This is a genomic window from Pseudoalteromonas espejiana DSM 9414 (genome assembly GCF_002221525.1).
GTDB lineage: Bacteria > Pseudomonadota > Gammaproteobacteria > Enterobacterales > Alteromonadaceae > Pseudoalteromonas > Pseudoalteromonas espejiana.
The window spans coordinates 1,237,252-1,252,094 of record NZ_CP011028.1 but is presented as its reverse complement, the minus strand read 5'-3'; the positions used below and the strand labels follow the sequence as shown (position 1 = coordinate 1,252,094).

At 41.4% G+C, this 14,843-nt stretch carries 12 protein-coding genes; all 12 read right to left on the bottom strand.

Features of this window, described 5'->3' with window-relative positions:
* Nucleotides 1-9: 9 nt before the first annotated feature.
* The 12 genes from PESP_RS05750 to infB all read right to left on the bottom strand — a co-directional run bounded on the left by PESP_RS05750 (nt 10) and on the right by infB (nt 14,838).
* A complete protein-coding gene (locus PESP_RS05750; protein WP_013464545.1) occupies nt 10-279 on the bottom strand; it encodes a K+/H+ antiporter subunit F in 270 nt (89 codons plus the stop codon).
* Complete coding sequence (locus PESP_RS05745; RefSeq protein ID WP_089347177.1) at nt 273-809, bottom strand: Na+/H+ antiporter subunit E; 537 nt, start codon at nt 807-809, stop codon at nt 273-275. The genes PESP_RS05750 and PESP_RS05745 overlap by 7 nt, the downstream gene beginning before the upstream one ends.
* Nucleotides 809-2,326, bottom strand: a complete 1,518-nt coding sequence (locus PESP_RS05740; RefSeq protein ID WP_089347176.1) for a monovalent cation/H+ antiporter subunit D — start codon at nt 2,324-2,326, stop codon at nt 809-811. The genes PESP_RS05745 and PESP_RS05740 overlap by 1 nt, the downstream gene beginning before the upstream one ends.
* The gene (locus PESP_RS05735; protein ID WP_089347175.1) at nt 2,323-2,676 is read right to left on the bottom strand and encodes a Na+/H+ antiporter subunit C; all 354 of its coding nucleotides are present in this window, start codon (nt 2,674-2,676) and stop codon (nt 2,323-2,325) included. Before PESP_RS05735 ends, PESP_RS05740 begins: the two co-directional genes overlap by 4 nt.
* Nucleotides 2,676-5,468 (bottom strand): monovalent cation/H+ antiporter subunit A, encoded by a 2,793-nt coding sequence (locus PESP_RS05730; RefSeq protein WP_089347174.1) that lies wholly within the window; start codon nt 5,466-5,468, stop codon nt 2,676-2,678. Before PESP_RS05730 ends, PESP_RS05735 begins: the two co-directional genes overlap by 1 nt.
* A 154-nt stretch (nt 5,469-5,622) precedes the next feature.
* On the bottom strand, nt 5,623-6,756 hold the full coding sequence (locus PESP_RS05725) for a hypothetical protein (RefSeq protein WP_089347173.1): 1,134 nt from the start codon (nt 6,754-6,756) through the stop codon (nt 5,623-5,625).
* Nucleotides 6,740-7,618, bottom strand: coding sequence for a lipoprotein NlpI (gene nlpI, locus PESP_RS05720; RefSeq protein WP_089347172.1), 879 nt, complete (start codon nt 7,616-7,618; stop codon nt 6,740-6,742). Before nlpI ends, PESP_RS05725 begins: the two co-directional genes overlap by 17 nt.
* Nucleotides 7,619-7,758: 140 nt before the next feature.
* A complete protein-coding gene (pnp, locus tag PESP_RS05715) occupies nt 7,759-9,885 on the bottom strand; it encodes a polyribonucleotide nucleotidyltransferase (protein WP_089347171.1) in 2,127 nt (708 codons plus the stop codon).
* 455 nt (nt 9,886-10,340) lie between these two features.
* Complete coding sequence (gene rpsO, locus PESP_RS05710; RefSeq protein ID WP_004585888.1) at nt 10,341-10,610, bottom strand: 30S ribosomal protein S15; 270 nt, start codon at nt 10,608-10,610, stop codon at nt 10,341-10,343.
* Between the two features lie 109 nt (nt 10,611-10,719).
* On the bottom strand, nt 10,720-11,664 hold the full coding sequence (truB, locus tag PESP_RS05705; RefSeq protein WP_089347170.1) for a tRNA pseudouridine(55) synthase TruB: 945 nt from the start codon (nt 11,662-11,664) through the stop codon (nt 10,720-10,722).
* Nucleotides 11,664-12,071, bottom strand: a complete 408-nt coding sequence (gene rbfA, locus PESP_RS05700; RefSeq protein WP_089347169.1) for a 30S ribosome-binding factor RbfA — start codon at nt 12,069-12,071, stop codon at nt 11,664-11,666. Before rbfA ends, truB begins: the two co-directional genes overlap by 1 nt.
* Before the next feature lie 109 nt (nt 12,072-12,180).
* Complete coding sequence (infB, locus tag PESP_RS05695) at nt 12,181-14,838, bottom strand: translation initiation factor IF-2 (RefSeq protein WP_089347168.1); 2,658 nt, start codon at nt 14,836-14,838, stop codon at nt 12,181-12,183.
* Nucleotides 14,839-14,843 lie beyond the last annotated feature (5 nt).

Here is a 14,843-nt window from a genome sequence, read left to right as displayed (position 1 = left end):
TTTTAAATCCTATTCAATTATATCGCCGCGCAGTAAATACTTACATACCGCAACAGTACTAATAAAACCTAACATTGCTATAAGCAGCGCGGCCTCAAAGTACAAGCCTGTGCCCATGCTAATGCTGTATAAAATAATTAGCGCAATAACATTTATATACATGGTATCTAAGGCTAAAATTCTATCTGGTACCGATGGGCCAATAATTAAGCGCCATAAGTTAAGTAACAGCGATAAGCCAATCATTGAAAAAACAATAAGTAATACAGTGTCTAACATTGAAAAATCTCCTTCAGGGGAGTTTCATAGCGTTGTTTAATTTGTTTAATAAGTGCCTCTTCATCTTTTAAATCGAGCACATGAATAAGTAAATAACGCTGCGTTGGCTTTTCACCTTCACTAAGCGATTCTGGGATGGGATACACCTCGGCACTGACTGTACCAGGCGTGAGTGACACACAGCTAGCAAGAATAGTAATCGGCATATCGTGCGTTAAATCTATGGGTACTTTTACAAAAGCAGGACGCAGCTTTTTGGCAGGGCCAATTATTAATAAGGCAACCTGTAAATTAGCCACCACAATATCGTAAAGCACTATAAGTAACTGCTTTAACGCCAAACCAGGTTTTAGTATTAAAGGTTGAGGGTCACGTAATGAAAAACTTAATAACGGTATAAAAATCGCTAAAAAAGTAGCTAATACTAGGTGACCTGGCGATACACTATTATTGAGTAGTAACCAGATTACAAATAAAAAGAAACTACGAAACGGCGTTGGCAACCAACGAAAACGAGCTTGTAACCTCATTACTTGCCTCCCTTCATTACGGCATCAATGCCATTATTAATGTCGTGTAACTGAGTAGCTGCACTAATCATATAGTCGCTAATTGGGCCACCAAAGATAACCAATAATGGCGAGCAAGCAAGTAATCCAACAATAATTACAACTTGTAATGGGTGAGCATTAACGCCGTCGGTGCTTTCAGTTTTTTTACCTTTTCGCTCCCAAAATAAACTCGTGCCTGCTCGTGAAAGTGCAACTAACAAAACAAAGCTAGTAATTAAGTACACAGGCCAAAACAGCATAGCTTGTTCGCTGTTTAAGGTTGTTTTGAGGATCCAAATTTTTCCTACAAAGCCTGAAAGCGGTGGCATTCCCACTACCGTTAATACTGCAATTATAAAACATGCACCAAGTAAGTAAGGTTGGTGTACAGCGCGCCCTGGTACGAGTCTATCTCCTACTTTTCCCCTTTGCGTGCCAATTAAATCCGCTAACAAAAACAAAGCTGCACTAACTAAAGTAGAGTGAACCAAATAATATAATAATGCGGCAGTAGCAGTGATATTTTGAAGCGCAATTAAAGCCACTAATGTTCCTACCGATACAACCACTAAATTTGCCGTTAATTTACGTAAATCTTGCGCAGCCATAACACCAATTGCACCCACCACGATAGTAGCAATGGCTAAACCCCAAAGCCAAGATTGCGCCATATGCTCAAGCTCGCCTGCCTGTTCACCAAATATTACTGTATAAACGCGCAGCATTGCGTACACACCAACTTTAGTCATAATTGCAAACAACGCCGCAACCACAGGTTTTGCACTTGCATACGTATTAGGCAGCCATAAGTGCAAAGGTAATAATGCACCTTTTAAGGCAAATACGACCAACAACAGCAAACCGCCGGCTTTCGCTAAATAAACATCGTCACCCGTTAATAGCGCCACTTTTTGAGCCATATCAGCAATATTCAAGGTACCAAGCACGCCATATAAAATGCCTAAACCTATTAAAAATACGCTTGAACCAACTAAGTTTAATATTACATACTGAAGCGCTGCACGGGTGTTCTGCTTGTCTCCGGCATGCATAAGTAATGAGTACGAGGCTATCAACAATACTTCAAAAAATACAAATACATTAAATAGATCGCCTGTTAAAAACGCCCCATTAACCCCTAATATTAAAAAGTGAACGAGAGGGTGAAAAAAATTACCTTTTGCATCATCACCCGCACACCCATATAAAATGACTCCCACTCCCAGAAAAGAGGTAAGAGCAACTAATAAAGTAGAAAGCATATCGGCTACCAGCACAATGCCAAAAGGCGCTGACCAATTACCAATAGCATATACATTTATACCACTGTTATGCACATGGATTAAAAGCAGTGCACTAGCAATAAACGTGATTACAGCCATAATTGACGAGGCTATACGGCGAATACGTAAACTTTTACCACACGGTGGTAAAAGCAATATTACTGCCGCCAGCATTGGTAATAAAATTGGCAAAGAGGTTAAATGCTGAATCATTTTTGCTCCTTGCTATCGGTAGCGCTTTTTATTATTTGTCCATCAACATGATCGCTGCCTAAATCAGCACGACCACGAATAGCTAAAATAACCACAAATGCCGTCATAGCAAAACCAATAACTATGGCCGTAAGTACCAGAGCTTGAGGTAGCGGATCTGCGTAATCGGCACCAGTACCTAGCACAACCGCTTTATTAATTGTTAAGCGCCCTGCAGAAAATAAAAATAAGTTAACTGCATACGAAATCATAGTAAGTCCAAGCACTACCGGAAACGTACGCGCTCTGAGCAGTAAAAAAACACCGCAACTAACTAATACTCCAACGCACGATGCGTACAATAACTCCATTAAATATTTACCTCTTTTTTCTGGGTATCTGCTGTCATGTTGCCAAGGCTTGCTAATATCATTAACGTGGCGCCAACCACGGTTAAGTATACGCCTAAATCAAACACAATCGCGCTAGCAAGCTCTGTTTTGCCAATAAATGGAATATCAAAATAGTCAAACCACGTGGTTAAAAATGGCCTATCAAAAAACCAGCTACCTACACCCGTGAATAAGGCAATACCAATACCTGAGGCAATAATTTTACGGTAGTTAACAGCAAAGCGTTCACTTATCCAGGCTGAACCATGAGCCATGTACTGTAATATAAAGGCAATTGATGTAACCAAACCTGCAATAAAGCCACCGCCAGGTAAATTATGACCACGTAAGAAAATATAAGCCGACACTAATAAAGCAAGCGGTAATAAGCTATGCGAAATACTAGCAAGTAATATAGGGTGACGTTCTCGCGCCCACGGACGCCCTTCACCATCACTTGCTGGCATAAACAATGGAATGCGCGACAGCACTTTAAATATGCCCAGTGCAGCAATACCTAAAACAGTGATTTCACCTAAGGTATCAAAGCCCCTAAAATCAACTAATATAACGTTTACTACATTCGTTCCGCCACCGCCTGTTTTAGCATTGGCGATAAAGAAGTCAGATATTGATTCAAGCGGACGTGTAAGTAGCGCATAACATATACTTGCAACCACCACACCTAATGTTGAGGCTATTCCTAAGTCTCGTAATACTCTTAACGAGCTAGACTCTTTAGGTGTATGTTGAGGTAAGAAAAACAATGCCAACATTAATAAAATAACGGTAGCTACTTCAACTGTTAATTGTGTAAGCGCTAAATCAGGTGCTGAGAAACGCGTAAACGCAACTGACACCATAAGCCCTACAATAGAAATCATTAATAATGCGACTACGCGAGAGCGATGCCAAATTACAGTAGCAAATGCACCTATAATAAGCAGGCCTGCACCAATAGCATTATGCACATCAACCGGAATACTTGGCATACTGCCTGCTAATTGTTGCATTTCAAATAATGGCCAACCGGCGCACAATAACACCACCGCCAGCATTACAAAAATATAGCGTTGTAATGAGCCATTTTCGATAGTATTTACTCTGTTTTGGCACCAATTGATAACTCTAAGGACAACTACCTCAAAGGTTTTTTTAGCATTGAGTGGCGGTAATGACGCCTGAAATTGAAATAGGTATTTACGGTTTATATAAATAAACAAACCACCCACTACAGCCATTGCACTCATTAATAATGGTAAATTAAAACCATGCCATATAGCCAACTCGTATTCTGGCACTTTTTGGCCAAGCACAGCTAAAGACGCGGCAGATAAAATGCCATCGACTGAAAAGTGCGGAAACATACCCACCAACACACACAAAACCACCAATACTTCTATTGGAAGACGCATATAACGCGGTGCTTCATGCGGCTGGCGCGGTAAATCAATAGGCTCACCATTAAAAAATACATCGTGAATAAAGCGTGATGAATAAGCCACCGATAACGCCCCTGCAATTGTTGCTAACACCGGAATTAACCACGACATAGAGCCAAGTACTTGCTGATGTAGGGTTTCGGCAAAAAACATTTCTTTAGATAAGAAGCCGTTTAATAATGGTACGCCCGCCATAGAGGCTGCAGCTACCATTGCAAGCGTTGCGGTGTAAGGTAAATAACGCCACATACCGTTTAACTTACGCATATCTCGCGTGCCGGTTTCATGGTCAATAATACCTGTAGCCATAAACAAAGAGGCTTTAAAAGTAGCATGGTTAATAATATGAAATATTGCCGCCACAGTAGAAAGCTCAGTATCAAGGCCTAGCAATAAGGTTATTAAGCCCAAATGGCTAATTGTAGAGTAAGCGAGTAGCCCTTTTAAATCGTGTTTAAATAAAGCAATGTAAGCGCCAAATAGTAATGTGGCTAACCCTGTTAAACCAACCAATAAAAACCACGTGTCGGTGCCAGACAATACGGGATGAAAACGCGCTAATAAAAATATACCCGCTTTTACCATTGTCGCTGAATGCAAATAAGCACTGACAGGCGTAGGCGCTGCCATGGCATGCGGTAACCAAAAATGAAACGGGAACTGTGCCGACTTAGTAAACGCACCTAGTAGTACTAGCACAAGTGCAGTTTCGTATAAGTCGTGAGATTGTACAATTGCCTTACTTGCTAGAATTACATCAAGGTCGTAGCTACCTACTATATCGGCAACTAACATTAAGCCTGCCAATAACGCTAAACCACCGGCACCAGTTACAGCCAATGCCATACGTGCGCCCTTTCGGGCCTCTGTTTTATGCCACCAATAGCTGATCAATAAAAACGAGCTTATGCTAGTTAGCTCCCAGAACAGCCATAGTTGAATCACGTTATTTGACATAACAATGCCAAGCATTGCCGTCATAAATAGTAATAAGTAACTATAAAGCTTGGCTAATGAGTCGTTTTGACTGAGGTAGTAACGCGCATAGGCAATAACCAGTATGCCTATGCCTAAAATCATAAACATAAACAACAGGCTTAAGCCATCGAGACGAAATGATAAATCGAGCCCCACAGCGGGGATCCAGGTCACAGCATAACGAATCGTTTCACCCGCTAAAATAGCTGGAGTATGGTAAAGCGTAATACCCAAAGCGGTTAACGGAGCAAGAACAGTGACAGCTGCAGCTTGCGTACGAGATAGTTTGCCGGTGCATGAAGAAATAACACTGCCAATTAAGGATAACAAAGGTATCCAGAGCAAAGTCATAATGTAGGGCCTTTTATAATCATAAGTTTATCCTTACGTTTAAAACATCACGAAAAGATGCTTTTACTGTCTGTTTTTAAACGACATTAATACGTACAGTTATACTTATAAACGGCCATTTTGTCTATAGATAGCAAGCCTATTCGATTTAATTTTAATCAAGGGTTAAGGGTTGCTGTAGTTGTATTTGTGCCTTCCACAACGCCCTGTACCTCTTTGATAAACCTAGTTGTTGATACTGCATTATTGACCAATGCTCGCTCGGCTTATATGCCACGCCCCCTTGCTGGCAACTCTCACTTTTGTACCAGCCTGTTGGCGCAGTTTCACCTTGTGAAATATATAAATTAGGTGCAACAAAACCTTTTTTAGCACACAGCCACTTTTGTTTACTCGCCGCTAAAGGATATTCATCTTCAAAGCCGCTAAAGTGCATTAGCTCGTGTAAAAAAACGGGGTAGTTGGCAGCGCTACTTAACTGCATTTTTTTACCCACAACATTAGCTGTACCGCTTTTACTCATTATAACGGTGTAATCAAACCCTTTAGTCGCTCTAGCTTTAAGGGTTGTGTTTTTCCACTTACAACTTGCCATGGAAAGAGTATTTTTACAGCTTAATGCATCCGCAGCGTATACAGGTTTGCTAAAACAAAATACGCCCTTATGTGGCTCTGGATTTTTATTAAATTGTGTTGTGAAGTCATGTAATTTAAACAGCCCTTCGCGATGAATACCTAACATCAGCACATTGTAGGTACAGGCGTTATTAACAGCCGATAATGAGTTTAAAGCCGTAAAGCCTAGCTCATTTAAAAAAGCAGTGGGAATACGCTTGTAACTCGTTGAGGTATGAAGTGCTAAATGATTATATGCATTGCCTTTAGGCAATAAGTTTTGCTGCTTTAATAATATTAAATCACCCCAACGTGATTGCTCTAAAAACAGGTCAGCTAATTGTTGTCGCTGAGCGGGGCTAATATGAGTAATACTCGGTTGCCAATACAGCTTTGCTTGGTCATTTTTTTTATTATTAATAAGGTTAATAGAGTAACTATATTGCGCAGCAGGAATGTTTTTTCGCGCTAAAAACGCTAACGTCAGTTCGGGAAGGCGAGCAAGGTTATCAGTAAAGTAAGTGGGAAATTGCCAATAGCTTTGTAGAGGGTTGGCTTGAGTGTGTACTACGTGCCAAAAGCTAATGGTACTTAGTTTGTTGCTAGAGCCTGCAATAAGCAGGCTAATTAGCAAACCAACTAGTGTGCTTAAACGTTTAGCTTGCGTCAACACCAGCCATCAGCTCAAGCTCTAAGCGCGCATATTTATATTCAATAAATTCGTGCACATTTGTGGCTAGTGCCAGCCTAAAGTAATCAGCTGCTAAAAATTGCTCACCCGCTGCTTGGTGCATTTTTGCCAGGTAAAAATATGCCTCACATAAACGCTGTGCGTATTCTTGCTCAGATTTAACGCCATCGCTTATCCCAGATAAAAACGCATGTTCGCTCATATCACCGGTATAAAGCGAAATCAGCTGATACGCCCATTGCGACTCATCAAGTGCCGCTGCGTTAGTTTTAAGTGATTCTAGTGCTTGTGTTTTATCTTCTTGCGATTGAGCAAGGTAGAGCCATAAAACACGGTAAGGATCGTTTGGTGAGCGCGCTAAAAACTCGTCAAAATCGCTTTGCGCAAGCCCTGCTCTTTCACCATAATATAAAGCAATACCACGGTTTAAATAAGCATACTCATGCTCTTCGTTAAGCTCTAAGGCTGAGTCAAAAAACTCATAGGCTTTTTCGTATTGCTGCATAAGCGTATGTTGAATACCCAAAAAATTATACACTTCGGCTAAATCAGGCTTTAATTTTATCGCGCGATTAAAATCTATTCTCGATAACGTGGTCATGCCTAAGCTATCAAATAATACCCCACGGTCGTAATAAAGTTTAGCTTGTTGCTCGGTGCTTAAATCGGCTCTGTTTAATAGCTCAGAATAACGAGCTATGGCAATTTCACTTCTAAAGTCTGAGGCAAGTGGTGCTGTAAAAGGCACATTCACTATTGGCGTAGGCTTTGATTCGGTCGTTGTTTGGCAAGCGCTTAAAGACAAAATAGCAAAAGATGCCAAAGCTAAATGTTTGAGTATCATTAAAATCCTTAATACCAAGATATATCGCAATAAAAATAAGACAGACCTTGTCTAATAAGGTTTCATTAAAGCATAAAAAAAGGGGCTAAACAGCCCCTTTTTTATTATCCCGCTAATATAGCCGGGTTAAAGTTTTGCAATTATGCGTCTTTTGACTCATCAGCAGCTGGTGCAGCTGAATCCATTGCTTCTTTAATGCTTAGACGTACACGGCCTTGGCGGTCTACTTCTAGTACTTTAACTTTAACTTCTTGACCTTCGCTTAGGTGGTCAGTCACGTTGTTAACACGTTCTGTGCTGATTTGTGAGATATGCACTAAGCCATCTTTACCAGGAAGAATGTTTACAAACGCACCAAAGTCAACAATACGTACAACTTTACCAGTGTAGATAGTACCTACTTCAAGTTCTGCTGTTAATTGCTCAATACGTGTAATTGCGTTTTGTGCGCTTTCACCGTCTGTTGCAGCAATTTTAATTGTACCGTCGTCTTCAATTTCAATAGTAGTGCCTGTTTCTTCAGTAAGTTGACGAATTGTAGCGCCACCTTTACCGATAACTTCAGCGATCTTCTTAGCAGGAATTTGCATAGTGTAGATGCGCGGAGCAAACATTGATAATTCTTCAGAAGGTGCAGAAATCGCTTCATCCATTACACCTAAAATGTGTAAACGTGCAGCTTTTGCTTGTTTAAGAGCAATTTGCATGATTTCTTGCGTGATACCTTCAATCTTAATATCCATTTGTAGTGCAGTGATACCGTTTGAAGTACCTGCTACTTTAAAGTCCATGTCACCTAAGTGATCTTCGTCACCTAAGATATCTGAAAGCACTACGAATTTTTCGTCTTCTTTAACTAGGCCCATCGCGATACCCGCAACAGATGCTTTAATTGGTACACCTGCGTTCATAAGCGCAAGTGACGTACCACATACAGAAGCCATTGAAGAAGAACCATTTGATTCTGTAATTTCAGAAACAACACGAATTGAGTAAGGGAATTCAGTAAGTGTAGGCATTACAGCAGAAATACCACGCTTAGCTAGGTTACCGTGGCCGATTTCACGACGCTTAGGAGAACCTACAAAACCAGTTTCACCCACACAGAATGGAGGGAAGTTGTAGTTAAGCATAAAGTGGTTTTTGTGTGTGCCAGTTAAATCATCGATTAACTGTGAATCACGTTCTGTACCAAGTGTAGCTGTCACTAGTGCTTGAGTTTCACCACGTGTAAAGATAGCAGAACCGTGAGTACGCGGTAATACGCCAGTCATTACGTCAAGTGCACGGATCATATCTGGTTCACGACCATCGATACGTTTTTCGCCTGCAGCAATGCGGCCACGTACAATTTTCTTCTCAAGTGAACCGAATACTTTACCAACCTCTTGCTTATCAAGCGTTTCGCCTTCAGCAAGTTCGCCTGTTAGTGCTTCGATTACTGCATCTTTAGCTACGCCAAGTGCTTCTTTGCGCGCTACTTTATCAGTAATGCGGTAAGCTTCGCCTACTTTATCTGATGCAAGTGATGCTACTTTTTCTTCAAGAGAAACGTTTTTCTCAGGTGCAGTCCAATCCCATGTAGGCTTGCCTGCTTCTGCTTTAAATTCGTTAATTGCTGTAATGATAGCTTGAGATTGTTCATGGCCATATACAACAGCACCAAGCATAACGTCTTCTGCAAGTACGTCAGCTTCTGACTCAACCATTAATACTGCGTTATCAGTGCCAGCTACTACTAAATCAAGTTGGCTTTCTTCAAGCTCTTTTAGCGTCGGGTTAAGTACGTATTCACCGTTGATGTAACCTACGCGAGATGCGCCAATTGGACCACTGAACGGGATACCAGAGATAGCAAGTGCAGCTGAAGTACCAATCATCGCAACCATATCTGGTTGGATTTCAGGGTTAACAGAAACAACTGTAGCAATAACTTGTACTTCGTTTACGAAGCCATTTGGGAAAAGTGGACGAATTGGACGGTCAATAAGACGTGCAATTAGTGTTTCGCCATCGTTAGGACGACCTTCACGCTTTAAAAAACCACCTGGGATACGACCAGCAGCGTACATACGCTCTTGGTAGTTAACTGTTAGTGGGAAGAAGTCTTGACCTGGTTGAGCTTCACGCTTACCAACAACAGTAACAAGTACTGAAGTATCGCCAATGCTTGCTAATACTGCGCCGTCTGCTTGACGTGCGATAGCACCTGTTTCTAGGGTAACTGTGTGTTGACCTAGTTGAAATTCTTTAATAATTGCTTGCACTTAAAATATTCCTTAAATGTTTTTATATTTCATTAAGTAAGTGTCATTAAAAGGGCCAATTACAGTACATAATTGTATTCAGTTGGAAATCAATTAAGTACTACAATTGGCAAAATTTTTAATGACTGCAGATAACCTATTTATCTACGCGCATAGTATATACCAAAGCGACGTAAAATTGCGAGTCTACCCCAAGATAAAAGTAATCGCTTTTATCTCATTATTTATCAATTACTTTATATAAAACGGTTTATAGCAATTCGCTTAATTAAGGCAGGTTTTTTAAGGAGAGATATTCGTGCTGGTAAAACGCTAAAGTTCGTTGTTTTGTTAAACGCATGAGTATTTTAAAACATCATAAAGCCAGCTGGTAAAGCTATTATGGATGATTTTAAATTACAAAATTTAGGCACAAAAAAAGGAGCTATAAAGCTCCTTTTCTCGTAATCAAGTTCTTAGCGACGTAGGCCAAGCTCTTGGATTAACGCAGTATAACGCGAGATATCTTTACCTTTAAGGTAATCAAGCAATTTACGGCGAGTACTTACTTTACGAAGCAGACCACGACGTGAGTGGAAGTCATGCTTGTGGTCAGCAAAGTGACCTTGAAGCTTGTTGATATCAAAAGTAAGTAAAGCTACTTGTACTTCAGGTGAACCAGTGTCGCCTTCAGCACGTGCAAATTTAGCAATGATATCGATTTTTTCTTGATTGCTTAGTGACATAATAACTCCAAAAGTTAAATTTAATAGGTGCTTTAGCCGATCACTAATTCAGCCAAAACGATTAAGCGGGCGTATTCTACCAACTATGAGAATAACTACAAGTTAAAGTTTACTCTGGAAGCTGATTAGACAAGCCACGCTTTGATTTTAAATGCCCATCGGGGTTGCGCTCACCGGTGCCAATAAACACACCATCAGCAAGTACTTTAATTGCCCCTTCAGGTAGAGTGGTGCCTAACACCACAGCTTGACCATGGCTAAACCCAACACCCTGCTCTTTGGTTATTTCTACCACAGGTAAATCAACCAAGGCGCTATCCATTGGTAGCAGCAACTCATCTAGGTAAGTAGATGGTGCAACATCCTCTTCTTTGGCTTTTGCTAGTAGAGCCTCAAGCTGCTCAAGCGTGACCATTTTATCTGCAGGATAATGCCCAACCGCTGAGCGGTGCAGCATAATTACATGCGCGCCACAGCCTAGGTTTTCGCCTAAATCATCAACAATGGTACGAATATACGTGCCCTTTGATACATGCGCGGTCATTTGTACTTCGTTGTTTTGCTCATCAAACTCATCTAGCGTTAAGCTAAACACGTTGATTTTTCGGCATTTACGCGGTACTTCAATACCTTCGCGCGCATACTTATACAAAGGCTTACCTTCATATTTAAGTGCAGAATACATTGAAGGGTACTGATCTGACTCACCTAAAAAAGCTGCAATTTCGCTTTTTAGTTGCTCAATAGTGACATTAACATCTTTGGTGCTAACAATTTCGCCGTCAGAGTCTGATGTTGTTGTACGCTCGCCTAATTTAGCGCGCACTACGTAGGTTTTATCAGTGTCGAGCAAAAATTGGGTAAACTTAGTCGCCTCACCAAAACAAATAGGCAGCATGCCTGTTGCTAGTGGGTCTAGCGCACCGGTATGCCCTGCTTTTTGCGCAAAGTAAATACCTTTAGCTTGCTGTAGGGCTTTGTTCGATGAAATGCCTTGAGGTTTGTTTAACAACAAAATACCATCAATCGGACGGCCTTTACTGCGTCTTGCCATTAGTCTTTAGTGCCTTCTTCGCTATCTGTTTCGTCGTTTACATGCTTAGCGTTATCTTCGCGAATAACCGAATCTACTAAGTTAGAGATACGCATCCCTTCCATTAGCGAGTTATCTACAACAAATTTAAGCTCTGGCATGATACGCGCACGAATACGCTTACCTAGCAGCGAGCGAATATAACCGGTTGCTTCATTTAGTATTTTTGCGCTTTCTTTTGCTTTGTTTTCATCTTCGGTATTGAACACCGTGATGAACACTTTTGCGTAAGATAAATCGCGCGATACTTCTACCGCAGACACTGTCACCATGCCTAAGCGCGGATCTTTAATTTCGCGTTGTAAAATAACAGCAATTTCTTTTTGAATTTGCTGAGCAACACGATCAGTGCGAGAAAATTCTCTCATGATTGTTTTCCTAAAATCATAACCTATTGAATTAAATTAATAAGTTAATTAAGTAATGGATACAGAAATGGGGGCAAAGCCCCCATTTACAATCTTAGCTTACGAGTAATTAAAGTGTACGTTGTACTTCAACTGTCTCGAATACTTCGATTTGGTCACCAACGCGAACGTCGTTGTAGTTCTTAACGCCGATACCACATTCCATGCCATTACGAACGTCTTGAACGTCATCTTTAAAGCGACGTAGTGACTCAAGCTCACCTTCGTATATAACCACGTTGTCACGTAGAACACGAATAGGCGCGCTGCGCTTAATTGTACCTTCAGTAACCATACAACCAGCAATTGCGCCAATTTTTGGAGACTTAAATACGTCACGTACTTCTGCAAGGCCGATAATCTCTTGCTTAAACTCAGGAGCAAGCATACCAGACATGGCTTGCTTAACTTCTTCGATTAATGCGTAGATTACGCTGTAGTAACGAAGGTCTAAGTTTTCAGTATCAATCACTTTACGAGCAGATGCATCAGCACGCACGTTAAAGCCAACTACGATTGCATTTGATGCAGCAGCAAGTGTAGCGTCAGTTTCGGTGATACCACCTACGCCAGAGCCAACAATCTTCACTTTTACTTCATCAGTAGAAAGTTTAGTAAGTGAATCTGAAATTGCTTCGATTGAACCTTGTACGTCTGCTTTAAGTACCACGTTAACTTCAGATACATCGCCTTCAGCCATGTTAGTAAACATGTTTTCAAGCTTCGCTTTTTGCTGACGAGCAAGTTTAACGTCACGGAATTTACCTTGACGGTATAAAGCAACTTCACGCGCTTTACGCTCATCTTTAACAACAGTCGCTTCATCACCTGCAGCCGGAATACCCGATAGACCTAAAATCTCTACTGGAATAGAAGGGCCAGCCGATTTAATGTCTTTACCGTTTTCGTCTTTCATTGCACGAACACGGCCGTATTCAAGACCACACAGTACGATATCACCTTGGTTAAGGGTACCTGATTGAACTAGGATAGATGCAACCGGACCACGACCTTTATCAAGACGAGACTCAATTACAACACCTGCTGCCATGCCTTCTGAAGGAGCGCGAAGCTCTAAAAGCTCAGATTGCATAAGAACAGCTTCTAGTAGGTCATCAATACCTAAGCCTGTTTTAGCTGATATATGAACATACTGCGTATCGCCGCCCCAATCTTCTGGGATTACGTCTAGCTGAGCTAGCTCGTTTTTAACGCGATCTGGATCTGCGCCTTCTTTATCCATTTTGTTTACAGCAATGATTAAAGGAACGCCAGCTGCGCGAGCATGCTGTACCGCTTCTTTAGTTTGTGGCATTACACCATCATCTGCTGCAACCACTAGGATTACGATATCTGTTGCTTTAGCACCACGAGCACGCATTGATGTAAACGCGGCGTGACCTGGAGTATCTAAGAACGTGATCATGTTGCCGTTAGTTTCAACGTGGTATGCACCAATGTGCTGTGTAATACCACCGGCTTCGCCTGATGCAACTTTAGCTGAACGAATGTAATCAAGCGTTGACGTTTTACCGTGGTCAACGTGACCCATTACAGTTACTACTGGCGCACGCGGCTCAGATTGACCATCTTCATGACGGTCGTTTAGTACTGTTTGCTCTAATTCGTTTTCTTTAACGATGATAACTTTGTGACCCATTTCTTCAGCTACAAGTTGTGCTGTTTCTTGGTCAATCACTTGGTTAATGGTAACCATGTCACCCATTTTCATCATTGTTTTAACAACTTCAGCGCCTTTAACAGCCATGCGCGATGCAAGCTCAGCTACTGTAATTGTTTCGCTAATGCGTACTTCATTTTTAACATCAGCCGTTGGTTTTTGGAAACCATGCTGTAGTGAAGTTGGTGCTTTTAGCTTGCCTTTACGGCCTTTAGCACCTGCAAATTTATCTTTTGCTGGGGCTTTTTTCTTTTTCTTCGCACGGCGTGAACCTTGCTCATCACGCGCATCAGCAACATCTTCTGCTTCACGTGCGTAAGTAGAAGTCGTAAGGTGGTGATCCGCTGTTTCTTCGCGTTTCTTACGTTCTTCTTCTTCTTTCTTCCAGCGTGCTGAATTCTCTTCAGCTAGCTTTCTTGCCTCTTCTGCTTGACGTTTCGCTTCTTCTTCAGCTTTCTTCAATGCGGCCTCTTCTGCTTCTTTCTGCAGACGCTCAGCTTCGATGCGATCTTTCTCAGACTTAGCACTTTGCTCTGGGGTCATCTGCTGTTGTTTAGCTTTACGCTCAGCATCTGCTTTGCGTTTAGCTTCCTCTTTGGCTTTACGATCAGCGTCTTCTTTTGCTTTACGCTCTGCCTCTTGTTTCGCTTTTAATTCAGCGGCTTCTTGTGCAGCTTTTTGCTGCTCTTCGATACGCGCTTGTTCTTCAGCGGCTAGACGTTGTTGCTCTTGTTCTTGCTCCATTGCGCTTTTCTTCACGTAAGTACGTGTTTTGCGAACTTCAACTTGAACAGCTTTTGCTTTACCCGTAGAGCCTGTAACACTTAATGTGCTTTTGCTCTTACGTTGTAAAGTCATACGTGCTGGGCCATCTGAACCAGTACCACCATGCGATTTGCTTAAGTGATCAAGTAACTGCGCTTTTTCAGCTTCTGTTACGTTGTCACCCGCTTTTTTAGTGATACCCGCTTGTGAAAATTGCTGTAGCAATTTATCAACAGTTGTACCTATATCGCCGGCTAGTTTTTCAACATTTACTTCTGCCATAGTGT

Bases quoted from the DNA above. Each gene is read 5' to 3' on its own strand.
- PESP_RS05740 (WP_089347176.1), bottom strand. From the start codon at position 2,326: ATGATTCAGCATTTAACCTCTTTGCCAATTTTATTACCAATGCTGGCG.
- rpsO (WP_004585888.1), bottom strand. From the start codon at position 10,610: ATGTCACTAAGCAATCAAGAAAAAATCGATATCATTGCTAAATTTGCA.
- infB (WP_089347168.1), bottom strand. From the start codon at position 14,838: ATGGCAGAAGTAAATGTTGAAAAACTAGCCGGCGATATAGGTACAACT.
- truB (WP_089347170.1), bottom strand. From the start codon at position 11,664: ATGGCAAGACGCAGTAAAGGCCGTCCGATTGATGGTATTTTGTTGTTA.
- nlpI (WP_089347172.1), bottom strand. From the start codon at position 7,618: ATGATACTCAAACATTTAGCTTTGGCATCTTTTGCTATTTTGTCTTTA.
- rbfA (WP_089347169.1), bottom strand. From the start codon at position 12,071: ATGAGAGAATTTTCTCGCACTGATCGTGTTGCTCAGCAAATTCAAAAA.
- PESP_RS05745 (WP_089347177.1), bottom strand. From the start codon at position 809: ATGAGGTTACAAGCTCGTTTTCGTTGGTTGCCAACGCCGTTTCGTAGT.
- PESP_RS05730 (WP_089347174.1), bottom strand. From the start codon at position 5,468: ATGACTTTGCTCTGGATACCTTTGTTATCCTTAATTGGCAGTGTTATT.
- PESP_RS05750 (WP_013464545.1), bottom strand. From the start codon at position 279: ATGTTAGACACTGTATTACTTATTGTTTTTTCAATGATTGGCTTATCG.
- PESP_RS05735 (WP_089347175.1), bottom strand. From the start codon at position 2,676: ATGGAGTTATTGTACGCATCGTGCGTTGGAGTATTAGTTAGTTGCGGT.